At 55.2% G+C, this 24,979-nt stretch carries 21 protein-coding genes; 20 read left to right on the plus strand and 1 reads right to left on the minus strand.

Annotated features, from left to right (window positions below; translation table 11 throughout):
• Positions 1 to 78: 78 nt before the first annotated feature.
• The 11 genes from trmJ (at position 79) to sseB (ending at position 8,746) form a co-directional block, all read left to right on the plus strand.
• Positions 79 to 810 carry a tRNA (cytosine(32)/uridine(32)-2'-O)-methyltransferase TrmJ gene (gene trmJ / locus HYQ67_RS12250; RefSeq protein WP_202303965.1) on the plus strand — a complete coding sequence of 244 codons (732 nt, stop codon included), beginning with the start codon at positions 79 to 81 and terminating at the stop codon, positions 808 to 810.
• Between the two features lie 129 nt (positions 811 to 939).
• Entirely contained in the window at positions 940 to 1,428 is a 489-nt protein-coding gene (gene iscR / locus HYQ67_RS12255) for a Fe-S cluster assembly transcriptional regulator IscR (RefSeq protein WP_202303966.1), read from the plus strand.
• Positions 1,429 to 1,546: 118 nt separating this feature from the next.
• On the plus strand, positions 1,547 to 2,761 hold the full coding sequence (locus tag HYQ67_RS12260; RefSeq protein WP_202303967.1) for an IscS subfamily cysteine desulfurase: 1,215 nt from the start codon (positions 1,547 to 1,549) through the stop codon (positions 2,759 to 2,761).
• Between the two features lie 30 nt (positions 2,762 to 2,791).
• The gene (iscU, locus tag HYQ67_RS12265) at positions 2,792 to 3,178 is read left to right on the plus strand and encodes a Fe-S cluster assembly scaffold IscU (protein ID WP_004866383.1); all 387 of its coding nucleotides are present in this window, start codon (positions 2,792 to 2,794) and stop codon (positions 3,176 to 3,178) included.
• A 24-nt stretch (positions 3,179 to 3,202) separates the two neighbouring features.
• Positions 3,203 to 3,526, plus strand: a complete 324-nt coding sequence (gene iscA / locus HYQ67_RS12270; protein WP_202303968.1) for an iron-sulfur cluster assembly protein IscA — start codon at positions 3,203 to 3,205, stop codon at positions 3,524 to 3,526.
• A 62-nt stretch (positions 3,527 to 3,588) separates the two neighbouring features.
• On the plus strand, positions 3,589 to 4,104 hold the full coding sequence (gene hscB, locus HYQ67_RS12275; protein ID WP_202303969.1) for a co-chaperone HscB: 516 nt from the start codon (positions 3,589 to 3,591) through the stop codon (positions 4,102 to 4,104).
• 12 nt (positions 4,105 to 4,116) lie between these two features.
• Positions 4,117 to 5,967 (plus strand): Fe-S protein assembly chaperone HscA, encoded by a 1,851-nt coding sequence (gene hscA, locus HYQ67_RS12280; protein ID WP_202303970.1) that lies wholly within the window; start codon positions 4,117 to 4,119, stop codon positions 5,965 to 5,967.
• A 1-nt stretch (position 5,968) separates the two neighbouring features.
• A complete protein-coding gene (fdx, locus tag HYQ67_RS12285) occupies positions 5,969 to 6,304 on the plus strand; it encodes an ISC system 2Fe-2S type ferredoxin (RefSeq protein WP_034459208.1) in 336 nt (111 codons plus the stop codon).
• 10 nt (positions 6,305 to 6,314) lie between these two features.
• Positions 6,315 to 6,515, plus strand: a complete 201-nt coding sequence (gene iscX / locus HYQ67_RS12290; RefSeq protein ID WP_183270201.1) for a Fe-S cluster assembly protein IscX — start codon at positions 6,315 to 6,317, stop codon at positions 6,513 to 6,515.
• A 58-nt stretch (positions 6,516 to 6,573) separates the two neighbouring features.
• Entirely contained in the window at positions 6,574 to 7,860 is a 1,287-nt protein-coding gene (gene pepB / locus HYQ67_RS12295; RefSeq protein WP_202303971.1) for an aminopeptidase PepB, read from the plus strand.
• Positions 7,861 to 7,969: 109 nt separating this feature from the next.
• On the plus strand, positions 7,970 to 8,746 hold the full coding sequence (gene sseB / locus HYQ67_RS12300; RefSeq protein WP_202303972.1) for an enhanced serine sensitivity protein SseB: 777 nt from the start codon (positions 7,970 to 7,972) through the stop codon (positions 8,744 to 8,746).
• A gap of 36 nt (positions 8,747 to 8,782) precedes the next feature.
• Here the strand turns inward: sseB and sseA are convergent, their stop codons facing one another.
• Entirely contained in the window at positions 8,783 to 9,625 is an 843-nt protein-coding gene (gene sseA, locus HYQ67_RS12305) for a 3-mercaptopyruvate sulfurtransferase (RefSeq protein ID WP_202303973.1), read from the minus strand.
• A 248-nt stretch (positions 9,626 to 9,873) separates the two neighbouring features.
• Between sseA and HYQ67_RS12310 the strand changes: the two genes are divergently transcribed.
• The 9 genes from HYQ67_RS12310 (at position 9,874) to bamB (ending at position 24,947) form a co-directional block, all read left to right on the plus strand.
• Positions 9,874 to 14,841 (plus strand): alpha-2-macroglobulin family protein, encoded by a 4,968-nt coding sequence (locus tag HYQ67_RS12310; RefSeq protein ID WP_202303974.1) that lies wholly within the window; start codon positions 9,874 to 9,876, stop codon positions 14,839 to 14,841.
• Positions 14,842 to 14,853: 12 nt separating this feature from the next.
• Positions 14,854 to 17,175, plus strand: coding sequence for a peptidoglycan glycosyltransferase PbpC (pbpC, locus tag HYQ67_RS12315; protein ID WP_202303975.1), 2,322 nt, complete (start codon positions 14,854 to 14,856; stop codon positions 17,173 to 17,175).
• A 167-nt stretch (positions 17,176 to 17,342) separates the two neighbouring features.
• Entirely contained in the window at positions 17,343 to 17,774 is a 432-nt protein-coding gene (gene ndk / locus HYQ67_RS12320) for a nucleoside-diphosphate kinase (RefSeq protein ID WP_202303976.1), read from the plus strand.
• A 174-nt stretch (positions 17,775 to 17,948) separates the two neighbouring features.
• On the plus strand, positions 17,949 to 19,115 hold the full coding sequence (gene rlmN / locus HYQ67_RS12325) for a dual-specificity RNA methyltransferase RlmN (protein WP_202303977.1): 1,167 nt from the start codon (positions 17,949 to 17,951) through the stop codon (positions 19,113 to 19,115).
• Positions 19,116 to 19,548: 433 nt separating this feature from the next.
• Positions 19,549 to 20,547, plus strand: a complete 999-nt coding sequence (gene rodZ, locus HYQ67_RS12335) for a cytoskeleton protein RodZ (RefSeq protein WP_202303978.1) — start codon at positions 19,549 to 19,551, stop codon at positions 20,545 to 20,547.
• 37 nt (positions 20,548 to 20,584) lie between these two features.
• Entirely contained in the window at positions 20,585 to 21,706 is a 1,122-nt protein-coding gene (ispG, locus tag HYQ67_RS12340) for a flavodoxin-dependent (E)-4-hydroxy-3-methylbut-2-enyl-diphosphate synthase (RefSeq protein WP_202303979.1), read from the plus strand.
• A gap of 117 nt (positions 21,707 to 21,823) precedes the next feature.
• Positions 21,824 to 23,098 (plus strand): histidine--tRNA ligase, encoded by a 1,275-nt coding sequence (hisS, locus tag HYQ67_RS12345; protein WP_202303980.1) that lies wholly within the window; start codon positions 21,824 to 21,826, stop codon positions 23,096 to 23,098.
• Positions 23,099 to 23,134: 36 nt separating this feature from the next.
• Positions 23,135 to 23,755 carry a YfgM family protein gene (locus HYQ67_RS12350; protein ID WP_202303981.1) on the plus strand — a complete coding sequence of 207 codons (621 nt, stop codon included), beginning with the start codon at positions 23,135 to 23,137 and terminating at the stop codon, positions 23,753 to 23,755.
• Between the two features lie 10 nt (positions 23,756 to 23,765).
• On the plus strand, positions 23,766 to 24,947 hold the full coding sequence (gene bamB, locus HYQ67_RS12355; protein ID WP_202303982.1) for an outer membrane protein assembly factor BamB: 1,182 nt from the start codon (positions 23,766 to 23,768) through the stop codon (positions 24,945 to 24,947).
• Positions 24,948 to 24,979: the final 32 nt, after the last annotated feature.

A 24,979-nucleotide genomic window follows, 5' to 3' on the forward strand; every position in this document is an offset into this window, starting at 1 on the left:
AGTATAGCAGAGCGTTCGGATTATGTCCCAGGCTTATGATAAGATATTGCGATATTCTTCCTGGACTATGAATTGAGCATGCTGGATAACGTACGTATTGTGCTGGTTGAAACTTCCCACACCGGCAACATGGGCTCCGTCGCCCGTGCTATGAAAACGATGGGTCTGACTAATCTCTGGCTGGTGAATCCGCTGGTGAAACCTGACTCTCAGGCTATCGCCCTGGCGGCGGGTGCCAGCGATGTGATTGGCGATGCCAAAATCGTCGACACCCTGGACGAAGCGCTGGCCGGTTGTAGCCTCGTGGTGGGGACTAGCGCGCGTTCCCGCACGTTACCGTGGCCCATGCTTAATCCCCGTGAATGTGGCCTGCAAAGCATCACCGAGGCGAAAGATGCCCCGGTTGCCATCGTGTTTGGCCGCGAACGTGTTGGCTTAACCAACGATGAGCTGCAAAAGTGTCATTATCATGTCGCGATCCAGGCTAATCCTGAATACAGCTCTCTGAACCTGGCGATGGCGGTGCAGATCCTCGCTTATGAAGTGCGCATTGCCTGGCTGGATTCTCAGGAAAAAGACGAACCTGAAGCCGAAGTTGTCGAGTACCCGCTGGTGGATGATCTGGAGCGTTTTTACGGTCATCTTGAGCAGGTCATGCAAAATACCGGCTTTATTAAGCCAAACCATCCGGGGCAGGTGATGAGCCGACTTCGTCGCATGTTTACCCGTGCCCGCCCGGAAAGTCAGGAACTTAACATCCTGCGCGGCATGCTTTCCTCTATCGAAAGCGACAAAAAATTGAGCAAATAATACTTGAGTAAATTAGTAGGTTAAATAGTTGACCAATTTACTCGGGAATGTCAGACTTGCGCCTGCTATGTGACAATCACATTTTTGAAAAACCCCCGGCTCGAGGGGCTATCTGAGGTTAAGTAAGACATGAGACTGACATCGAAAGGGCGCTATGCCGTGACCGCAATGCTGGACGTTGCTTTAAACTCCGAATCAGGTCCGGTGCCGTTGGCTGATATTTCTGAGCGTCAGGGAATTTCGCTCTCCTATCTGGAGCAACTGTTCTCCCGTCTGCGTAAAAATGGCCTCGTTGCCAGCGTACGTGGTCCAGGCGGCGGTTATCTGTTAGGGAAAGATGCAGGCAGCATCGCGGTAGGTGAAGTCATCAGTGCAGTAGACGAATCTGTTGATGCCACCCGTTGTCAGGGTAAAGGCGGATGCCAGGGCGGCGATAAATGCCTGACCCACGCGCTGTGGCGCGACCTGAGCGATCGTCTGACCGGTTTCCTGAACAACATTACCTTAGGTGAACTGGTGAATAACCAGGAAGTTCTGGATGTATCTGACCGTCAGCAGAACGAAAACCATCGTAGTTCACGTTCTCAGGACGCAATTGACGTCAAACTGCGCGCATAAGCAGAAAGCAAAGAATTTTAGAATCAGGTCAGGGGTGTTTATCCACCCCTTCTAAAAATGGCTATACCCTTTTAAGCCTGATTCTTCGTATTGAAGTGATGTACGGAGCTTAAGAGCAATGAAATTACCGATTTATCTGGATTACTCCGCAACCACGCCTGTCGATCCACGTGTTGCGCAGAAGATGATGCAGTTTTTGACGATGGACGGAACCTTCGGTAACCCGGCTTCTCGCTCCCACCGTTTTGGGTGGCAGGCAGAAGAAGCGGTTGATATCGCTCGTAACCAAATCGCAGACCTGGTGGGGGCAGATCCACGTGAGATCGTCTTTACCTCAGGTGCAACGGAATCTGATAACCTGGCTATCAAAGGTGCCGCTAACTTCTATCAGAAGAAAGGCAAGCACATCATCACCGTTAAAACCGAACATAAAGCCGTCCTTGATACCTGCCGCCAGCTTGAGCGCGAAGGTTTCGAGGTAACTTACCTTGCGCCACAGAGCAACGGCATCGTTGACCTGAAGGCCCTGGAAGCGGCAATGCGTGACGACACTATTCTGGTGTCCATCATGCACGTAAATAACGAAATCGGCGTGGTGCAGGATATCGCGACAATCGGCGAAATGTGCCGTGCGCGTGGCATTATCTTCCACGTAGATGCGACCCAGAGCGTGGGCAAACTGCCTATTAATCTTGGCGAGCTGAAAGTGGATTTGATGTCCTTCTCCGGGCACAAAATCTACGGTCCTAAAGGCATTGGCGCGCTGTATGTTCGCCGTAAGCCACGTATTCGTATTGAATCCCAGATCCACGGTGGCGGCCATGAGCGCGGTATGCGTTCAGGGACTTTGCCTGTTCACCAGATTGTCGGCATGGGTGAAGCTTACCGTATCGCGAAAGAAGAGATGGAGTCAGAGATGGCCCGTCTGCGCACGCTTCGTAACCGTTTGTGGAACGGCGTGAAAGATATGGAAGAAGTTTACCTGAACGGCGACCTGGAGCAGGGCGCACCGAACATCCTTAACGTGAGCTTCAACTACGTAGAAGGTGAGTCTCTGATCATGGCGCTGAAAGACCTCGCGGTTTCTTCAGGTTCCGCCTGTACCTCCGCAAGCCTTGAGCCGTCTTACGTGCTGCGTGCGCTGGGTATGAGTGACGAGCTTGCTCACAGCTCCATTCGTTTCTCTTTGGGCCGTTTCACCACCGAAGAAGAGATCGACTACACCATCGAGCTGGTACGTAAATCCATTGGCCGTCTGCGCGACCTTTCTCCGCTGTGGGAAATGTTTAAGCAGGGCGTGGATATCAATTCCATCGAATGGGCTCACCACTAATTAGTCGTCAGGATTCTGGAGAAGTAAAAAATGGCTTACAGCGAAAAAGTAATTGATCACTATGAGAATCCACGCAACGTGGGCTCTTTTGATAACAGCGACGACAGCGTAGGTTCCGGCATGGTGGGTGCACCAGCCTGTGGCGACGTGATGAAGTTGCAGATCAAAGTTAACAATGAAGGTATTATTGAAGACGCCCGTTTCAAAACCTATGGTTGCGGCTCGGCGATTGCTTCCAGCTCCCTCGTGACCGAGTGGGTCAAAGGTAAATCCCTGGACGAAGCGCAGGCGATCAAAAACACCGATATCGCAGACGAACTCGAGCTGCCGCCGGTGAAAATTCACTGCTCAATCCTTGCAGAAGACGCTATCAAAGCGGCTATCGCGGATTACAAAAGCAAGCGTGAAGCGAAATAATCATTGTTGAATTGAGGTTGTTGTATGTCGATTACCCTTAGCGACAGTGCTGCCGCTCGTGTGAATGCTTTTCTTGCCAACCGCGGTAAAGGGTTTGGCCTGCGTTTAGGCGTGCGCACATCTGGCTGTTCTGGTATGGCTTATGTTCTTGAATTTGTCGACGAACCTATGGTGGATGACACCGTATTCGAAGACAAAGGCGTGAAAGTGGTCGTCGATGGTAAAAGCCTGCAATTTTTGGACGGCACCGTGCTCGACTTCGTCAAAGAAGGTCTGAACGAAGGGTTTAAGTTTACTAACCCGAACGTTAAAGATGAGTGCGGCTGCGGCGAAAGCTTCCACGTCTGATTTCAGCTCATCCCCCACCCCGGTGGGGGATGACGCTTTACCACGTTAACCCCGAGTCTGTTATGGATTACTTTACCCTCTTTGGGTTACCGGCAGGATACACCGTCGATCGCGAGCTGCTGGCTACCCGTTACCAGGAGCTGCAACGCCAGTTCCACCCGGATAAATACGCCAGCCGCCCCCAGGCGGAACAGCTGTTGGCGGTGCAACAATCTGCCACCATCAATCAGGCATGGCTTACGCTACGTCACCCGCTGCTACGCGCCGAGTACATCCTCTCCCTCAACGGTTTTGACCTTGCTAACGAGCAGCATACCGTGCGCGATACCGCGTTTCTGATGGAGCAGCTCGAACTGCGCGAAGAGCTCGATAATATCGAGCAGGCGAAAGATAGCGATCGCCTTGCGTCCTTTGCAACGAATGTGAACGGCATGGTGAAAACCCGCAGCGAACAAATGGAGCAGCAGCTGGCTGCCCAGGACTGGACGCAGGCGGCGGATACCGTGCGTAAACTCCGTTTTCTCGATAAACTGCGCAGCCAAATAGAACAACTCGAAGAAAAGCTGCTCGATTTTTAACTGGAAGCTAAAATGGCGTTATTACAAATCAGTGAGCCCGGCCTGAGCGCCGCACCGCACCAGCGCAAGCTGGCGGCGGGCATCGACTTGGGTACCACCAATTCCCTGGTGGCCACCGTGCGCAGTGGTCAGGCCGAAACGCTGGCAGACCACGAAGGGCGCCATCTGTTACCTTCAGTCGTACACTATCAGCAAGACGGCCTGAACGTAGGCTGGGACGCGCGTGCCCAGGCGGCAGCGGACCCGGCTAACACCATCAGTTCGGTTAAGCGTCTGATGGGACGTTCGCTGAGCGATATCCAGGCACGTTACCCGCATCTCCCCTACAAACTGCAAGCCAGCGAAAACGGTCTGCCGATGATCGCCACGCCTGCGGGGTTGTTAAACCCAATTCGTATCTCCGCCGACATTCTAAAGGCGCTTTCCCTGCGTGCGACCGAAGCGCTGGAAGGTGAACTGGATGGTGTAGTGATCACCGTTCCTGCTTACTTCGATGACGCACAGCGTCAGGGCACCAAAGACGCCGCGCGTCTGGCTGGCCTGCACGTCTTACGCCTGCTGAATGAACCCACGGCGGCAGCGATTGCCTATGGCCTGGATTCCGGTAAAGAAGGTGTTATCGCCGTCTACGATTTGGGCGGCGGTACATTTGATATCTCGATTCTGCGCCTGAGCCGCGGCGTGTTTGAAGTGCTGGCGACCGGCGGTGATTCCGCGCTGGGCGGCGACGACTTCGACCATCTGCTGGCGGACTGGCTGCGTGAGCAGGCTGGCGTTGCCGACCGCAGCGACGATCGCGTACAGCGTCAGTTACTGGATGCCGCTATTGCCGCCAAAATTGCCCTGAGCGATGCGGAAAGCGCAGCCGTTGAAGTTGCCGGCTGGAAAGGCTCGGTGACGCGAGAAGAGTTCAATGAGCTGATTGCCTCCCTGGTTAAACGCACATTGCTGGCCTGCCGCCGGGCGCTGAAAGACGCCGCAGTGGAAGCCGGGGAAGTGCTGGAAGTGGTAATGGTTGGCGGTTCAACCCGCGTACCGCTGGTGCGTGAGCGAGTGGGGGAGTTCTTTGGCCGTACGCCGCTGACCTCCATTGACCCGGATAAAGTTGTCGCCATTGGCGCAGCTATCCAGGCGGATATTCTGGTCGGCAACAAGCCGGACAGCGAAATGCTGCTGCTGGACGTCATACCGCTGTCGCTCGGCCTGGAAACGATGGGCGGGCTGGTTGAAAAAGTGATCCCGCGTAATACCACGATTCCGGTGGCGCGCGCGCAGGACTTCACGACCTTCAAAGACGGCCAGACCGCAATGTCGATTCAGGTTTTACAGGGTGAGCGTGAACTGGTGCAGGACTGCCGTTCTCTGGCTCGCTTTACGCTACGTGGCATCCCGGCGATGCCTGCGGGCGGCGCACATATCCGCGTAACCTTCCAGGTGGATGCGGACGGCCTGCTGAGCGTAACGGCGATGGAGAAATCCACCGGCGTGGAAGCCTCTATTCAGGTGAAACCGTCCTACGGTCTCAGCGACGGTGAAATCGCCTCGATGATTCAGGACTCCATGAGTTTTGCCGAGCATGACGTGAAAGCGCGCATGCTCGCGGAGCAAAAAGTCGACGCGGCCCGCGTGCTGGAAAGCCTGCAGGGTGCGTTAGCTACAGATGCCGCGCTGTTAAGCGCCGCAGAGCGCTCGGAAATCGACGCCACGATGGTTGTGCTTAGCGCCGCCGCCGCAGGTGACGACACCGATGCTATCGAACAAGCCATTAAAAACGTAGACAAACAAACCCAGGATTTCGCCGCTCGCCGCATGGATCAATCGATCCGTAAAGCGCTGAAAGGCCACTCCGTGGACGAGGTTTAACATGCCAAAGATTGTTTTTCTGCCTCATCAGGACCTTTGTCCGGATGGCGCAGTTCTGGAAGCGAATGTCGGTGAGACCATTCTTGACGTGGCCCTGCGCAACGGTATCGAGATTGAACACGCCTGCGAGAAATCCTGTGCCTGCACCACCTGCCACTGCGTCGTGCGCGAAGGCTTCGACTCCCTTGCGGAAAGCACGGAAGATGAAGACGACATGCTCGATAAGGCATGGGGTCTGGAGCCGGAAAGCCGTCTGAGCTGCCAGGCTCGCGTCACTGACGAAGACCTGGTTGTTGAGATGCCGCGCTACACCATCAACCATGCGCGCGAGCACTAACGGGGGCTTAATGGGACTGAAATGGACCGACAGCCGTGAAATCGGCGAAGCGCTGTATGACAGCCGCCCGGATCTCGATCCGAAAACGGTGCGCTTCACCGATCTTCATCAGTGGGTATGCGATCTGGAAGATTTCGACGACGATCCAAACGCATCCAATGAAAAAATTCTGGAAGCGATTCTGTTAGTCTGGTTAGATGAAGCAGAATAGTTGAAAAGGGGCTGCCTCAGGCAGCCTTTTTTACATGTGCTGGATAAAGGAAAATAAAATGACAGAAGCCATGAAAATTACGCTTTCCACCGCGCCTGCCGATGCGCGCTGGGGCGAAAAAGCCGCTTATAGTATTAATGACGAAGGCATTACCCTGCATTTGAACGGTAAAGACGACCTGGGACTGATTCAGCGCGCCGCGCGTAAAATCGACGGCCAGGGGCTGAAGCACGTTCAGCTGGCGGGCGAAGGCTGGGACGTAGAGAAAAGCTGGGCCTTCTGGCAGGGCTACCGCGCGCCAAAAGGCACTCGTAAAGTTGAGTGGGCGCAGCTGAATGACGCTGACCAGAAAGAGCTGGATAACCGTCTGAAAATCATCGACTGGGTTCGCAACACCATCAACGCACCGGCAGAAGAGCTGGGGCCTGAACAGCTGGCATCGCGCGCGGTCGATCTGCTGTGCGATGTAGCCTGCGATCGGGTTTCTTACCGCATCACGAAAGGCGAAGATCTGCGCGAGCAGAACTACATGGGTATCCACACCGTGGGCCGTGGCTCTGAGCGTCCGCCAGTTCTGCTGGCGCTGGATTACAACCCGACGGGTAATCCGGAAGCGCCGGTCTTCGCGGCTCTGGTCGGCAAAGGCATTACCTTTGACTCCGGCGGTTACAGCATGAAGCAAAGCGCGTTCATGGACTCCATGAAGTCTGATATGGGCGGCGCGGCTACTATCACGGGTGCACTGGCGTTTGCGATTACTCGCGGTCTGAACAAGCGCGTGAAGCTTTACCTGTGCTGCGCGGACAACATGGTCAGCGGCAACGCCTTTAAACTTGGCGACATCATCAAATACCGCAACGGTAAAACCGTTGAGGTGATGAACACCGATGCGGAAGGCCGTCTGGTACTGGCCGATGGCCTGATTGACGCCAGCGCGCAAAAACCGGAGCTGATCATCGACTGTGCAACCTTAACGGGGGCGGCGAAAACCGCGCTGGGCAACGACTATCACGCGCTGTTCAGCTTCGATGACGGGCTGGTAAACAGTCTGATGGCGAGCGCCGAGCAGGAGAACGAACCGTTCTGGCGTCTGCCGCTGGCTGAGTTCCACCGCAATCAGCTGCCGTCTAACTTTGCCGAGCTGAACAACACCTCCAACGCCTCTTTCCCGGCGGGTGCCAGCACCGCAGCAGGCTTCCTTTCCCACTTCGTGGAAAATTACCATCAGGGCTGGCTGCACGTGGACTGCTCTGCAACCTATCGCAAAGGTGCCGTTGAGCAATGGTCTGCGGGCGCAACCGGCCTGGGCGTGCGCGCCATTGCTAACCTGTTGACGAGTAAATAACACCTTTTTGTAGGGCGGATAAGCTTGCGCCATCCGCCGCTTTTTCAGATAAGTGGTGGAGGGCAATGCGCCTGTTCACCCTACAACTTATGCTTTTCCTGGAACCACAATGTCAGAACCAAAAAACGAACTTGAAACCCTGCTGGAGCAGGCCGCAACTGAGCCTGCGCACCGTCCGGCCTTCTTCCGTGTCCTGCTTGAATCTACCGTCTGGGTGCCGGGCGAAGCGGCCGAAGGCGAAGCCATAGATGCAGACAGCGCGGTTGAATTACAGCACTGGGAAAAAGAAGACGGCACCTCCGTCATTCCTTTTTTCACCTCCGTAGAGGCGTTACAGCAGGCCATTAGCCACGAGCAGGCCTTTGTGGCGATGCCTGTGCGCACCTTGTTTGAGATGACCATCGGCGAGACGCTGTTCCTGAACGCTAAGCTGCCGACCGGCAAAGAGTTCACTCCGCGTGAAATCAGCCATCTGATTAGCAGCGAAGGCGATCCGCTCAGCCAGCAGGAAGTACTGGAGGGCGGTGCCTCACTGCTGCTTTCAGAAGTTGCCGAGCCGCCAGCGCAGATGGTGGAGTCGCTGACTACCCTGTTCAAAAGCCTGAAAACCGTGAAGCGAGCTTTTCTGTGCTCCATTAAGGAGAGGGCCGACGAGCAGCCAAACCTGCTGATTGGTATTGAGGCCGAGGGGGATGTTGAGGCGATCATCCGCCAGGCGGGAAGCGTGGCGACAGATACTTTACCCGGTGACGAGCCGGTAGATATTTGTCTGGTCGCCGAAGGGGAGAAGGGCATTAGCCACTTTATGATGGCCCATATCACCCCGTTCTACGAACGCCGCTGGGGCAGCTTCCTGCGCGACTTCAAAACAAACCGTATTATCTGACAAGTTGCCCCTCACTCTGTCAGTGAGGGGCGCTGTTTACGCCGGTTCGACAGGCAGGTCGGAACGTGCGCCCCATTCACTCCACGAGCCGTCATACAGCGACACGCCGTTCACACCTAAAGTCGCCAGCGCCAGCACAACCACCGCAGCGGTAACACCAGAGCCACAGCTGGCAACGATCGGCTGCTCAAAGCTCACACCCTGACGTTCGAAAATCTCACTCAGCTCATCCGTCGTCTTCAGCTGGCCGTTTTCCACCAGATCGCCCCACGGCACGTTCAGCGCACCGGGAATATGGCCACGTTTCAGGCCCGGACGCGGTTCATCCATTTGCGCATTGAAGCGGGCAGCCGGGCGGGCATCAACCAGCTGAGCGGTGCCTTCATGGCTAATGAGTAGAACATCCGTCAGCCGTTTTATCACCAGCGGGTCAAAGTTCACGTCGAATTCACCTTCTGGTAATTCAACGTCCCCCTGCTGGAGCGGCATCTCTTCGCGCAGCCAGTCTGCCAGTCCTCCCGCCAGAATTGACACGTTCTCAACGCCAAAGCTCTTCAGCATCCACCATGCGCGGGGGGCGGAGAAAAGGTTGCCCTCGTCATAAACAATCAGATGCTTATCGCTGTTCACGCCCAGTTCGCGCATGGCAACCGCAAAAGCTTCCGCTCGCGGCATCATATGCGGCAGCGGGCTGGTGTGGTCGGACAAGGCTTCAATATCAAAAAAGGCTGCTCCGGGCAGATGGCCCGCCCGGTATTCGCTCGCAATATCTCTGTGCTCCTGGCCGGGCGGGAGCATGCGGGCATCCAGAACCTGGATGTCGGCATCGAAAATATGTTCTGCGAGCCAGTCGCCCGCAACGAAGTAAGAGGTGGACATGGTTGCCTCCGAATTATTTTTCACCTAAGGATTGTCGACGCTTTTCAGCAAACCGACAAGCGTCCATCTCCCGGCACGCGAGATAACTCGAAGTTCTGAAATAAGTTTTCTGCCGTTTGCATCCGTTACTTTTCTGTTTGCGAGACATCCCGCACCGGGCGGCTTTTCTACTTTCGCTTTTTCCTGCTTCACGCATAATACTTTCCCTACGTTCTGGGACTGGGGGCCGCTATGGCCAGGATAAAAAAATGAAAAACATGCGTATAGTTGGCCTCACGGCTGCTTTATTGGCGGGTTTAGCGCTCGGAGGGTGTGATGATAAAAACACTTCTCAGACGGCGTCGGCCCCGCCAGCAGCGGCTGAAAAGCAAAGCGCGGTACCGGCCCCGAAACCCGATGCCGCACAGCTGGAAAAACTCTCTCAGCTCTCTGCTGGCAAGCCTTTGAAACTACTGGACGCTTCGGAAGTACAGCTGGACGGGGCAAGTGCCCTGGTGCTGACTTTTTCCATTCCCCTCAACCCGGATCAGAACTTTTCCAGCGTTGTCCATCTGGTGGACAAAACCAGCGGCAAAGTTGACGGTGCCTGGGAGCTTTCGCAGGATTTAAAAGAGCTGCGCATGCGTCACCTTGAACCAAAACGTAATCTGATTCTGACCGTCGACAGCGGGCTGGCTGCGCTGAATAAAAACACCTTTGAAATAAACTTCGAAAAGAAAATTGCCACGCGAGATATTCAGCCAAGCGTTGGCTTTGCCAGCCGTGGTTCGCTGCTGCCCACGAAGGTCATCGCCGGGCTACCCGTCATGGCGCTAAACGTTGATAAAGTGGATGTGAATTTCTACCGCATTAAAAATGAATCCCTTGCTTCGTTTGTCAGCCAGTGGGAATACCGCAACGCCATGTCTAACTGGGAATCTGACAATCTGCTCAAGCTCGCCGATTTGGTCTACAGCGGGCGATTCGACCTCAATCCACAGCGCAATACCCGCGAAAAGGTCATGCTGCCGCTGGGCGAGATTAAGCCGCTGCAGCAGCCGGGGGTCTACCTTGCCATCATGAGCGAGGCCGGGCGGTACAGCTACAGCAACGCCGCCACGCTCTTCACGTTGAGCGACGTTGGTGTCTCTGCACACCGCTACCACGACCGGCTGGATGTTTTTGCCCAAAGCCTTGAGAACGGTGCCGCGCAGTCAGGTGTGGATATCACACTGCTTAATGAAAAGGGCCAGACCGTTGCGCAGGCGAAAAGCGATGGCGACGGACACGCGCTGCTGGAGAAAATTCATAAAGGCGTATTGTTACTGGCTCGGAGCGGGGATCAGACCACATTGCTGGACTTAAATCGTCCGGCACTGGATTTAGCCGAATTCGATATAGCCGGGGAAAAGGGGTACAGCAAACAATTCTTTATGTTTGGCCCGCGCGATTTATATCGCCCAGGTGAAACGGTCATTTTAAATGCGCTGTTGCGCGACGGCGACGGTAAGCCTCTGCCCGCTCAGCCGGTTAAACTCGAAGTCGTTAAGCCTGACGGGCAGGTGATAAGAACGCAAGTATGGCAGCCCGAAAACGGCCTTTATCAGTTCAACTATCCGCTGGGCAGCGATGTTCAGACGGGCAGCTGGCAGGTTAGGGTCAATACCGGGGACAACCAGCCGCGCAGCTGGTCATTTAAAGTCGAAGATTTCATGCCGGAGCGTATGGCGCTCAATATCACCAGCGGGCGGCAGCCAGTGAGTCCTGATGAGGCGGTTAGCTTCCAGGTAAACGGCCGTTATCTCTACGGCGCACCTGCGGCAGGAAACACTCTGCAAGGGCAGCTATTCCTGCGTCCGCTGCGTGAAGCGGTCACAGCCCTGCCGGGCTTCCAGTTTGGAGATCTCACCGAAGAGAATCTCTCGCGCAGCCTGGATGAAGTTCAGCTGCAGATGGATGAACAAGGCAATACGACGGTGAGTACTGAAAGCCAGTGGGGTGATGTTCATTCGCCGCTGCGGCTGGTGTTGCAGGCAAGTCTTCTCGAATCCGGCGGTCGCCCCGTGACGCGTCGTGCCGAGCAGGCTATCTGGCCTGCGGACGCTTTACCCGGTATTCGTCCTCAGTTCGCCAGTAAAGAGGTGTATGACTACCGCACTGATACGACGCGCACCCATCCTATTGTTGATGAAGACAGCAGTGCGGGTTTTGACATTGTTTACGCCAACGCGAAGGGGGAAAAGCTTGCCGCAACGGGTCTGGATGTTCGCCTGATCCGCGAACGCCGCGATTACTACTGGAACTGGGAGGACGGGCAGGGCTGGCAGTCTCAGTACGATCAAAAAGATCTGGTGGAGGCAGAGCAGAAAGTCGATCTTGCCGCAGGTGAGACAGGCAAGGTTTCCTTCCCGGTTGAATGGGGATCCTACCGGCTCGAGGTTCGCTCTCCCGATAACGAGATCGTCAGCAGCGTGCGTTTCTGGGCAGGCTACAGCTGGCAGGACAACAGTGACGGCACCGGGTCAGTTCGCCCGGATCGCGTCATGCTGAAAATAGATAAGCCTGCCTACAAGCCAGGCGATACGATCAAACTGCATATCGCGGCCCCCGCTGCGGGTAAAGGTTATGCGATGGTGGAATCCAGCGATGGCCCGCTGTGGTGGAAAGAAATTGATGTGCCTGCAGAAGGCATGGACCTCTCCATCCCGGTAGATAAAAGCTGGCAGCGTCATGATTTGTATCTGAGTACCCTGGTGGTTCGTCCCGGTGATAAGAGCCGTGCAGCAACGCCGAAGCGTGCCGTAGGCCTTCTCCATCTTCCATTGGGCGACGAAAGCCGTCGCCTTGCTATCGCACTGGAGGGGCCGGCGAAGATACGCCCGAATCAGACGCTGACGATGAAGGTGAAAGCAAGCGTTAAAGAGGGGGAAGTGCCGAAGAAAATTAACGTGCTGCTCTCCGCTGTCGACAGCGGGGTCTTAAATATCACCGACTACAAAACCCCGGATCCGTGGGAGGCGTTCTTTGGCCGTAAACGCTATGGCGCAGACCTCTATGATATCTATGGCCAGGTGATTGAAGGTGAAGGCAAACTAGCCACGCTTCGATTTGGCGGTGACGGCGACGAGGGGGATGAGTTAAGCCGTGGCGGTAAAAAACCGGTTAACCACGTCACGATAATCGCCCAGCAGGCGCAGCCGGTGCTTTTGGATGACAAAGGTGAAGGAACCGTCACCTTACCGATTGGTGATTTCAACGGTGAGCTGCGCGTGATGGCGCAGGCCTGGACGGACGATCGCTTTGGCAATAGCGAAGACAAAGTGACAGTGGCGGCCCCGCTGGTGACAGAGCTTGCCGCGCCGCGCTTTATGGCAAGCGGTGATAACAGTCGCCTGGCGCTTGATCTGACTAACCTGACGGATCTACCCCAGCAGCTCACGGTTAATCTTAAAACCAGCGGTTTGCTCTCTCTGGATGCTTCATCCTCACTGCCCGTGAAGTTAGCGCCAGGTGCCCGCTCAACCGTCTTTGTTCCCGTGCGCGCACTGGATGGCTTTGGTGACGGAGCATTGAGCGCAGAGATCACCGGTCTTAACCTGCCGGGTGAAACCGTCGCGTCGCAGGTAAAACAGTGGAAGCTTGGCGTGCGTCCTGCCTTCCCGGCTCAAACGGTGAATAGCGGGGCGATTCTGTCGCCAGGGCAGGTCTGGAATATTTCAGCGGAGCATCTCTCAGGCCTTGCGCCGAAAACGCTTGAAGGCCAGCTGTTGCTGAGCGGACGACCGCCGCTTAACCTGGCCCGCTATATCCGTGAGCTTAAGGCTTATCCCTATGGCTGTCTGGAGCAGACAGCCAGCGGCTTGTTCCCGTCCTTGTATACCAATGAGGCTCAGCTTACCGCACTGGGGATTAAGGGTATCAGCGATGAACAGCGGCGTACGGCCATTGATGTAGGAATCGGGCGCCTGTTGGACATGCAGCGAGAAAGCGGTGGATTTGGGCTTTGGGACAAAGAGGGGCCGGAAGAGTACTGGCTAACCGCCTACGTTACCGATTTCCTGGTGAGGGCCGGTGAGCAGGGTTACAGCGTCAACAGCGATGCGCTGAACAATGCCAACCAGCGCTTATTGCGTTACTTACAGGACCCCGGCCTGATTGCCCTGCGCTATAGCGATGACACAGCCGCCAGCAAATTTGCCGTACAGGCCTATGCGGGCCTGGTGCTTGCTCGTCAGCAAAAAGCACCGTTGGGCGCACTGCGTGAGCTGTGGCAGCACCATGAAACCGCAAAAGCAGGGCTACCGCTGGTACAGCTGGGTGTGGCATTAAAACTGATGGGGGATGCGCCACGCAGCCAGCAGACGTTGACGCTGGGGTTGCAGACCAAACGTGATGACCGGCATATCTGGATGGCCGATTACGGCAGCGATTTGCGCGATAAGGCGATGATGCTCAGCCTGCTTGAAGAGAACAAGCTTCTGCCGGAACAGCAAAATCAGCTGTTACAGGCGCTATCAAATCTGGCCTACAGCCAGCGCTGGCTCTCTACTCAGGAAAGTAATTCGCTGTTCCTTGCCGGTCGTCACTGGCAAACGGCGAAAGGCGACTGGCAGGCCCAGACTTCATTCAGCAGTGAGCCCTTAGCTGCCGGGCAGAGCATGACCAGAAACCTGGATGCGGATCGGCTTTCCGCGCTGCAGGTGACGAATACGGGGACGGAAAATCTGTATCTGCGTCTTGATACCGTGGGCTATCCACTTCGCGCGCCGCAACCTTACAGCAATGTTCTGCACGTTGAGCGTCATTTCCTTGATGCCAAAGGCAACACCAAACCTGTTTCCGCCCTCAAGAGCGGCGAATTGGTCATGGTCTGGCTGGACGTGTGGGCAGATAAAAACGTGCCCGATGCGTTAGTGGTCGATCTGCTTCCTGCCGGACTGGAACTTGAGAACCAGAATTTATCCGACAGCAGCGCCAGCCTGGGCGAGAGTAGCAACGAGGTGCAGGGTTTGTTGAGCCAGATGCAGCAGGCGGATATCCAGCATATGGAGTTCCGGGACGATCGCTTCGTTGCGGCACTGCCGCTCAACGAGGGCCAGCATGCCACGCTGGTTTATCTGGCTCGTGCCGTCACGCCGGGAAGCTACACGATTCCGGTGCCGCAGGTGGAATCCATGTACGTGCCGCAGTGGCGTGCAACGGGTGTCAGCGCTGGTGTTCTGACGGTTCTGCCGTAATCCGGTGTTGAGGTGATCAAATTAGCCCGCTGGCACCGCCGCTATCTTTTTGCGGTGGTGCCGGTTTTATTGGTGCTGGGCATGTGGCTGGCGGATAAATGCTGGCCGCTTCCTCTCAGGGAAGTCCATCCCGCCCGTGTGGTTGTTGCAGCGGACGGTACGCCTCTGTGGCGCTTTGCCGACGAGAACGGAATCTGGCGCTATCCGGTCACGATCGCCGAGGTTTCCCCTCGTTACCTGGAAGCACTGATCAACTATGAAGATCGTTTCTTCTGGGATCACCCCGGGATCAACCCTTTCGCTATTCTTCGTGCGGCCTGGCAGGATCTTCGCAGCGGTGAAGTGATCTCAGGGGGGAGTACCCTGACCATGCAGGTGGCGCGATTGCTCGATCCGCATCCCCGCACATTTGGCGGTAAGGTTCGCCAGGTCTGGCGGGCAATGCAGCTGGAGTGGCACCTTTCCAAAGAGCAGATCCTGACGCTTTACCTCAATCGCGCGCCGTTTGGGGGCACTCTGCAAGGCGTAGGGGCGGCGAGCTGGGCGTATTTGGGTAAATCACCGGCGCAGCTGAGCTATTCAGATGCGGCATTACTGGCCGTTTTGCCGCAGGCACCCAGCCGTCTGCGTCCTGACCGCTGGCCGGAAAGGGCTGAAGCCGCGCGTAACAAAGTTCTGCACCGCATGGCGGAGCAGGGCGTCTGGACACAAAAGCAGGTCAACGAATCGCTGGAAGAGCCTGTCTGGCTGGCTCCGCGCCAGATGCCGCAGTTAGCCCCCCTGTTTTCACGTTATCTCGCCGGACGGACACGGGATGCGAAAATGACCACCACGCTGGATGCCGCACTGCAAAGGCAGCTTGAAGAGCTGGCGCTGAACTGGAAAGGGCAACTGCCCCCGCGTTCTTCTCTGGCGCTGCTGGTCGTGGATCACACGACCATGGCCGTTCGCGGCTGGGTGGGATCGGCGGATATTCGTGATGATAGCCGCTTCGGGCACGTTGATATGGTGACGGCGATTCGTTCACCCGGCTCGGTGCTGAAACCCTTTGTCTATGGAATGGCGCTTGACGAAGGGCTGATCCATCCCTCGTCGCTGCTTCAGGATGTCCCCCGGCGGTTTGGCGACTATCGGCCGGGTAATTTTGATACCGGCTTCCACGGCCCGGTCAGTATGAGCCAGGCGCTGGTTCGTTCGTTGAACCTGCCGGCGGTGCAGGTGCTGGACGCCTACGGACCTAAACGTTTTGCTGCCAGGCTACGAAACGTTGGGCTGGATCTCCGCTTCCCGGTAGGCAGTGAGCCTAATTTGTCGCTGATTCTCGGCGGCGGCGGCGCGCGTCTTGACCAGATGGTTGCCGCCTACAGCGCTTTTGCCCGCCATGGTCGGGCAGCGCAGCTTCGTGTCCAGCCAGGGCAGCCACTGGTTGATCGGCCACTGCTTTCCCCAGGGGCGGCCTGGATAATCCGGCGGATTCTTGCGGGTGAAGCTTTGCCGCAACCGGACTCCTCTTTACCTGCCGTCGTGCCCTTGGCGTTTAAAACTGGAACCAGCTACGGCTATCGCGATGCCTGGGCGATAGGGCTGAATTCCCGCTACCTCATCGGCGTCTGGACAGGGCGACCAGACAGTACGCCCGTCGCGGGACAGTTTGGGCTTGGGAGTGCCGTGCCGTTGCTTAATCAGGTCAATAATCTGCTCCAGGCCAGTTCGGGTATCCAGCAGGCGCGGTTGCCTGCCGATCCCCGGCCAGCCTCTGTTTCAGCCGGGGAGATATGTTGGCCCGGAGGGCAAAATCTGCCTGCCGGCGATGCCAATTGCCGCCGCAGGTTGTCGAGCTGGCTGCTGGATAAAAGCGAGCCGCCTACGCTACAGGCGCCGGGCCAGGAAAGCATTCAGGGAACCCGGCGGATCATATGGCTGGACGGCAAAGGGCAGCGGGTGGCGGCAGACTGCCCGGAAGCCGCTGAAAAAACAATTTCACTCTGGCCTCTGCCCCTGGAGCCGTGGCTTCCCGTAGCAGAACGCAGGGCCGCACGTTTACCGCCAGTATCTGTCACTTGCCCACCCATCCAGAAAGATGAGGTTACGCCTTTGTTGTTGTTCGGCGTGCGTGAGGGCGCTATTTTAAAACGCTTACCGGGGCAGACAGAGCTTCCGCTCCGCTTAACCAGCCAGGGCGGACAAGGTAAACGCTGGTGGTTCTTAAACGGAGACGCTGTCGGCGAGAGCGTTAACGAGATGGCGCTGACATTAGATAAACCAGGCACTTATCAGGTTCTGGTGCTGGATGAGGCGGGGCAGGTTGCCGCGGCAAACTTTACCTTGAGGTAGGTAAAAACTGCTTTTTTGGCCCCTTAGGGAAAAAAGTGTTGCCGAAAATAGTCTTATTTTAAAGAAATGTTATCTCCATCCATAGGCAACGCCCGCGATGGTCATTATAATCTGCGCCAATTCATAACCGGGCAACCGGTACAAACAGAACAAACACAGAGGTAATCATGGCTATTGAACGTACTTTTTCCATCATCAAACCAAACGCGGTGGCAAAAAACGTTATTGGTAACATTTATGCTCGCTTTGAAGCAGCAGGGTTTAAAATTGTTGGCGCTAAAATGCTGCACCTGACTTCCGAGCAGGCTCAGGGTTTCTACGCTGAACACGAAGGCAAACCTTTCTTCGACGGTCTGGTTGCGTTCATGACTTCTGGCCCAATCGTTGTTAGCGTGCTGGAAGGTGAAAACGCAGTTCAGCGCCACCGTGATATCCTGGGCGCAACTAACCCTGCGAACGCACTGGCTGGTACTCTGCGTGCAGACTACGCTGACAGCTTCACCGAGAACGGCACCCACGGTTCTGACTCTCTGGAATCTGCTGCACGTGAAATCGCTTACTTCTTCGCAGAAGGCGAAGTGTGCCCACGCACGCGTTAATAAGTGTTTGCTGTGAGAGGACTTTACATTTTATTTAGGTGAAGCCGCTTTCAGTCATGGCATCTGTGCCATAGAATTTGTACAATGCTGCGCCCCGGATGAGCCATCTCTCCGGGGCGTCTCTTTTTAACCCTCCTGGGGCCGTAACGTGTAACAACGAGGCCGGAAAAAATTATGTCTGAGCAAACTGTCACCTCCCAGACGCCAGTCGCTGTCGTGCCTGGTAAATCTGAAAAAATTAATCTGTTGGATCTCAACCGTCAGCAGCTGCGCGAGTTCTTTGCCGAAATGGGCGAAAAGCCGTTCCGTGCCGATCAGGTCATGAAATGGATGTATCACTACTGCAGTGATGACTTCGATGAGATGACCGATATCAATAAGGTTCTGCGCAACAGGCTTAAAGAGGTCGCCGAAATTCGCGCCCCTGAAGTTGCGGAAGAGCAGCGTTCCGCGGACGGTACCATTAAGTGGGCCATCAGGATCGCCGATCAGCTGGTCGAAACCGTGTATATCCCGGAAGAAGACCGCGCCACGCTGTGCGTTTCATCCCAGGTTGGTTGTGCGCTGGAGTGTAAGTTTTGTTCCACGGCGCAGCAGGGCTTTAACCGTAACCTGCGCGTTTCTGAAATTATTGGTCAGGTCTGGCGCGCGGCGAAAATTATTGGCGCACAGAAAAAGACCGGCGTGCGGCCTATCACTAACGTCGTGATGATGGGCATGGGCGAGCCGCTGCTGAACCTGAACAACGTTGTCCCGGCCATGGAAATCATGCTGGACGATTTCGGCTTCGGCCTGTCAAAACGTCGCGTAACGCTTTCGACCTCTGGCGTAGTTCCTGCGCTGGACAAGCTGGGTGATATGATCGACGTGGCGCTGGCGATTTCTCTGCATGCGCCAACGGATGATATTCGTGATGAAATCATGCCGATCAACAAAAAGTACAATATCGAAACGTTCCTGGCCGCCGTGCGTCGCTATCTGGCGAAATCCAACGCCAACCAAGGCCGCGTCACCGTTGAGTACGTGCTGCTTGATCATGTTAACGATGGTACCGAACACGCGCACCAGCTTGCAGAATGTCTGAAAGATACGCCGTGCAAAATTAACCTGATTCCATGGAACCCGTTCCCGGGCGCACCTTATGGGCGCAGCTCCAACAGCCGCATAGACCGATTCTCAAAAGTACTGATGAGCTACGGATTCACCACCATCGTGCGTAAAACTCGTGGTGATGATATTGATGCCGCCTGTGGTCAGTTAGCGGGTGAGGTTATCGACCGGACCAAACGAACTCTGCGTAAACGTATGCAGGGTGAACCAATTGATGTTAAAGCAGTCTGATTAGCAGTTACCTATGACCAGCCAGTGCAAAACAGGCGCTGGCTGGTGCAAAAAACCACCGAATGATAACCATCAGTGAGTCTGGTTAATCGGTACCTGATTCAGGGCAATAATTACGGTGCGTTTCTTTGCGCTTTAAGGCAGTATGTAACCGCACAACAACAGTTTAGCGCCGGGCGTTTGAGCAGACATTGTGAAACGTCAGCCGACAGCATTTAAAAATGCAGTCTATGGTTAACAGAAGCATCAGTAACGCTGTTGCTTCAGGCAGTGTATGAACATCCAATGTGGACAATGCCGGCGCGATTGGCTGAGGAGTGACTCCTCAGGTGCCAGATTATTCTCGTGGTTCGGGCGATTGTAGCGCAGCTGATAAGCTGCACTACAGGCTCGTGCCTATTTCCTAATTGAACCGTACCAGCAGTTGTAGCTAATGAATACTGAAGCCACTCAAGAAACAAATGCAGCACAAACCACAGGCGTTCGTTTACGTAATGCGCGTGAGCAACTGGGTCTCAGCCAGCAAGCCGTGGCTGAACGGTTATGTCTGAAGGTTTCTACCGTTCGGGATATTGAAGACGACAAAGCGCCTGCTGAACTGGCGTCGACGTTCCTGCGCGGTTATATCCGTTCTTACGCTCGTCTGGTGCATATTCCAGAGGAAGAACTGTTGCCGATGATGGAGAAACAAGCTCCGATCAGGGCAGCAAAAGTGGCCCCAATGCAGACTTTTGCGCTGGGTAAACGCCGTAAAAAGCGTGACGGTTGGTTAATGAGCTTTACCTGGATGATTCTGTTTGTAGTTATCGGCCTGACGGGTGCGTGGTGGTGGCAAAACCATAAAGCACAGCAGGAAGAGATCTCAACAATGGCAGATCAATCCTCCGCAGAGCTGTCAGCAGGCAATACCTCTGCTGGTCAGTCTGTGCCGCTGAATACAGGTAGCGATGCTGCGGCTGCTCCTGATGCAACGGCGTCTCAGCCTGCGCCGACAACGGCTCCAGAGAGTCAATCTGCACCAGTAGACAGCACAGCGCAGACCGCGCCGCAACAGACACCAGCGGATAACGGCACTGTCGTGTCACCGAGCCAGGCTCCGATTGATGCCGCACAAACGGCTCCAGCACCAGGTACTGCGACCACTCTGCCTACCGATCAGGCTGCTACCACGCAACCTGCGGCAGATGCTAATGCGCTGGTGATGAACTTCAATGCAGATTGCTGGCTGGAAGTGACCGACGCCACGGGCAAAAAGCTGTTCAGCGGTATGCAGCGTAAAGACGGCAATTTAAATTTAGTAGGTCAGGCCCCGTATAAGTTAAAAATCGGTGCTCCGGCAGCAGTACAGATTCAGTTCCAGGGTAAACCTGTCGATCTGAGTCGCTTTATCAGAACTAGCCAGGTTGCCCGTCTGACCGTCAGCGCGGAATAATCGCCACCGGCGAGACGTGTAATTGTGGAGACTTGTCATGCATAACGAAAACCCGATTCAGCGTAGAAAATCTAAGCGCATCTACGTCGGGAATGTGCCAATCGGCGATGGGGCCCCTATCGCCGTCCAGTCCATGACCAACACCCGTACCACGGATGTTGAAGCAACGGTCAATCAGATCAAAGCGTTAGAAAGAGTAGGTGCGGATATCGTTCGCGTATCTGTTCCTACTATGGACGCGGCTGAAGCTTTCAAACTGATTAAACAGCAGGTTAATGTTCCGCTGGTGGCCGATATTCACTTCGACTACCGCATTGCGCTGAAAGTTGCCGAATACGGCGTTGATTGCCTGCGCATCAACCCAGGCAATATCGGCAGTGAAGAGCGTATTCGTCAGGTGGTTGACTGCGCACGTGACAAAAATATTCCTATTCGTATTGGGGTCAACGCTGGTTCTCTGGAGAAAGATCTCCAGGAGAAATATGGTGAGCCAACGCCTCAGGCACTGCTTGAGTCCGCCATGCGCCATGTCGATCACTTAGATCGTCTTAACTTCGATCAGTTTAAAGTCAGCGTCAAAGCATCCGACGTATTCCTTGCGGTGGAGTCTTATCGTTTGCTGGCAAAACAGATCGATCAGCCTTTGCACTTAGGGATCACCGAAGCGGGTGGTTTCCGCAGCGGCTCCGTGAAATCCGCTATCGGCCTGGGACTTCTGCTTTCGGAAGGGATCGGCGATACGCTGCGTGTTTCTCTGGCGGCCGATCCGGTGGAAGAGATCAAAGTTGGTTTCGACATCCTGAAATCTCTGCGTATTCGTGCCCGTGGCATCAACTTTATTGCTTGCCCAACCTGCTCCCGTCAGGAATTTGACGTGATCGGCACCGTTAACGCGCTGGAAGAGCGCCTGGAAGACATCATCACGCCGATGGACGTTTCTATCATTGGTTGTGTGGTCAACGGGCCTGGTGAAGCGCTGGTGTCCACCCTGGGCGTGACGGGCGGCAATAAAAAGAGCGGATTCTACGAAGATGGCGTACGCCAGAAAGAGCGCATGGACAACGACAACATGATTGCTCAGCTTGAAGCGCGCATTCGTGCCAAGGCCAGTATGCTCGATGAGAAGCAGCGAATCAGCATCCAGCAACTGGAAAAATAACGCGAAACATGGGAAGCACAGGGCTTCTGCGTGTATGATTGAACCCGCTGGTTTTTTCGCAGTAGCGAAGGAACTGATTTCGGGTTCATTTTTTGTATAAAACGACAGAGAACAAACGTGGCAAAAAATATTCAAGCCATTCGCGGCATGAACGATTACCTGCCGGGCGAAACCGCCATCTGGCAGCGTATTGAAGGCATTATCAAACAGGTACTCGGTAGCTACGGCTATAGTGAAATCCGTTTGCCGATTGTAGAGCAGACCCCGTTATTCAAACGCGCCATTGGTGAAGTGACCGACGTGGTTGAAAAAGAGATGTATACCTTTGAGGACCGCAATGGCGATAGCCTGACCCTGCGCCCTGAGGGCACTGCAGGCTGCGTACGCGCCGGTATCGAACATGGTCTTCTGTACAATCAGGAACAGCGTTTGTGGTACATCGGGCCGATGTTCCGCCACGAGCGTCCGCAGAAAGGGCGCTACCGTCAGTTCAACCAGCTAGGTGTGGAAGTCTTTGGTCTGCAAGGGCCCGACATCGACGCCGAGTTAATCATGCTGACGGCTCGCTGGTGGCGTGCGCTGGGTATTGATAAGCACGTTAGCCTTGAGCTGAACTCTATCGGTTCGCTGGAAGCACGCGCAAAATACCGTGAAGCGCTGGTTGCCTACCTGGAGCAGTTCAAAGAAAAATTAGATGAAGACAGTCAGCGCCGCATGTATACCAACCCGCTGCGCGTACTGGATTCCAAAAATCCTGAAGTGCAGGCGCTGTTGGATAATGCACCTGCGTTGGGTGACTATCTCGACGACGAGTCCCGTGAACATTTTGCTGGCCTGTGCCAGTACCTTGATGCTGCAGGTATTGCTTATACCGTGAACCAGCGCCTGGTACGTGGTCTCGACTATTACAACCGTACTGTGTTCGAATGGGTGACGACCAGCCTCGGCTCCCAGGGAACCGTGTGTGCCGGTGGTCGTTACGATGGTCTGGTTGAACAACTTGGGGGCCGTGCGGCACCTGCAGTTGGATTCGCGATGGGTCTCGAGCGTCTTGTTTTACTGGTTCAGGCGATCAATCCTGAATTTAAAGCAGAACCTGTTGTCGATATATACCTGATATCGTCGGGTCAGGGAACTCAGGCCGCTGCCATGCTGTTAGCAGAGCAGCTGCGTGACCAGATCCCGGCACTGAAGCTGATGACCAACTATGGCGGCGGCAACTTCAAGAAACAGTTCATTCGCGCAGATAAGTGGGGCGCTCGCGCCGCGCTGGTTTTGGGTGAAGATGAAGTGGCTAAAGGCCTGGTCGTTGTGAAGGATCTGCGCACAGGTGAGCAGCAAACCGTGGAACAGCACAACGCGGTGGCACATCTACAGGCGCTACTGGGCTAATTTCCCCGGTGATTAATCGTTAAGGAGAAGGACTGCGTGGAAGTTTACGAGAACGAAAACGATCAGGTTGAAGCGGTAAAACGCTTCTTTGCCGAAAACGGCAAAGCGCTGGTGGTGGGTGTCGTACTGGGGATTGGCGCGCTGGTGGGCTGGCGCTACTGGAATAGCCATCAGGCTGATTCCGCCATGGCATCCTCTTTGGAATATCAGACCGTCACCAGCAACGTGCGTGCAGATCAACCGGCAACGCTCAGCGCTGCAGAAAAATTTGCTGCCGCGACAGACAATACCTACGGCGCACTGACCTCACTTGAGCTGGCGCAGCAGTACGCGGACAAAAATGATCTTGCCAAAGCTGCGGCGCAGCTGCAGCAGGCTCTGACCAAAACCAAAGATGCGAATCTTCAGGCGCTCATTAACCTGCGTCTGGCTCGTGTTCAGGTCCAGTTAAAACAAGCTGACGCCGCGCTGAAGACCCTGGAAGGGATCAAAGGCGAAGGCTGGGTTGCTATTGTCGCGGATATGCGCGGCGAAGCGCTGCTCAGTAAAGGGGACAAGCAAGGTGCGCGCGATGCGTGGAGCAAGGGCGCACAATCTGACGCTTCTCCTGCACTGCGTGAAATGATGCAGATGAAAATTAATAATTTGTCCAGCTAAGAGGGACACGATGCAATTGCGTAAATTACTTGTGCCAGGTCTGATTTCTCTGACGCTGCTCAGCGGCTGTTCATTGTTCAGCGGTGAAGAAGATGTTGTTAAAATGTCTCCACTGCCAACGGTTGAAAACCAGTTCGAACCGGAAAAAGTGTGGAGCACTTCGGTCGGTGACGGAATTGGTGATTTTTACTCCAACCTTCATCCGGCATGGCAGGACAGCACCGTTTTTGCTGCTGACCGTCGTGGAACAGTGAAAGCTGTGAATGCGGATGATGGCAAAGAAGTCTGGTCTGTCGACTTGTCCGAAAAAACGGGCTTCTTCTCCCGCAATATCCCGGCACTGCTTTCCGGTGGTGTAACGGTTGATGGCGGTCATGTGTATGTCGGCAGCGAAAAAGCGCAGGTCTTCGCGCTCAATACCACTGACGGCAGCATCGCATGGCAAAGCAAGGCCGCGGGCGAAGTGTTGTCCCGTCCTGTTGTCAGCGATGGCCTGGTGCTGATTCATACCAGCAACGGTCAGCTGCAGGCGATGAACGAAACTGACGGTGCGGTTGTCTGGACCGTCAACCTTGATATGCCAGCGCTTTCGCTGCGTGGTGAATCAGCTCCGTCCGTTGCGTTTGGCGCAGCCATCGTGGGCGGTGACAACGGCCGCGTCAGCGCAGTCCTGATGAAACAAGGCCAGCTGATTTGGCAACAGCGTATCTCCCAGGCAACAGGTGCAACAGAAATTGACCGCCTGAGCGATGTGGATACCACGCCGGTGATTGTTAATGGCGTAGTGTACGCGCTGGCCTATAACGGCAACCTGACCGCATTGGACCTGCGCTCTGGCCAGATCATGTGGAAGCGTGAGCTGGGTTCAGTTAACGACTTCATCGTGGATGCCAACCGTATCTTCCTGGTGGATCAGAGCGACCGCGTGATTGCCCTGAACGCAGAAGGCGGCGTGACGCTGTGGACGCAGAGCGATCTGCTGCACCGCAACCTGACTGCACCTGTTCTGTACAATGGCTATCTGGTTGTCGGCGACAGCGAAGGCTATATGCACTGGATTAACACCGACGATGGTCGCTTTGTTGCTCAGCAAAAAATGGACGGCTCCGGCTTCCAGACTGAGCCAGTCGTTGCCAGTGATAAACTGCTGATTCAGGCGAAAGACGGTACGCTGTACTCGATCAAACGCTAAACTTGCCAGGGTAGTTGGCTAGTTCGAAACGG

Origin of the sequence: Dryocola clanedunensis subsp. sulfonylureivorans (assembly GCF_016756775.1) — a bacterium.
In the GTDB taxonomy this organism is placed as follows: domain Bacteria; phylum Pseudomonadota; class Gammaproteobacteria; order Enterobacterales; family Enterobacteriaceae; genus Dryocola; species Dryocola clanedunensis.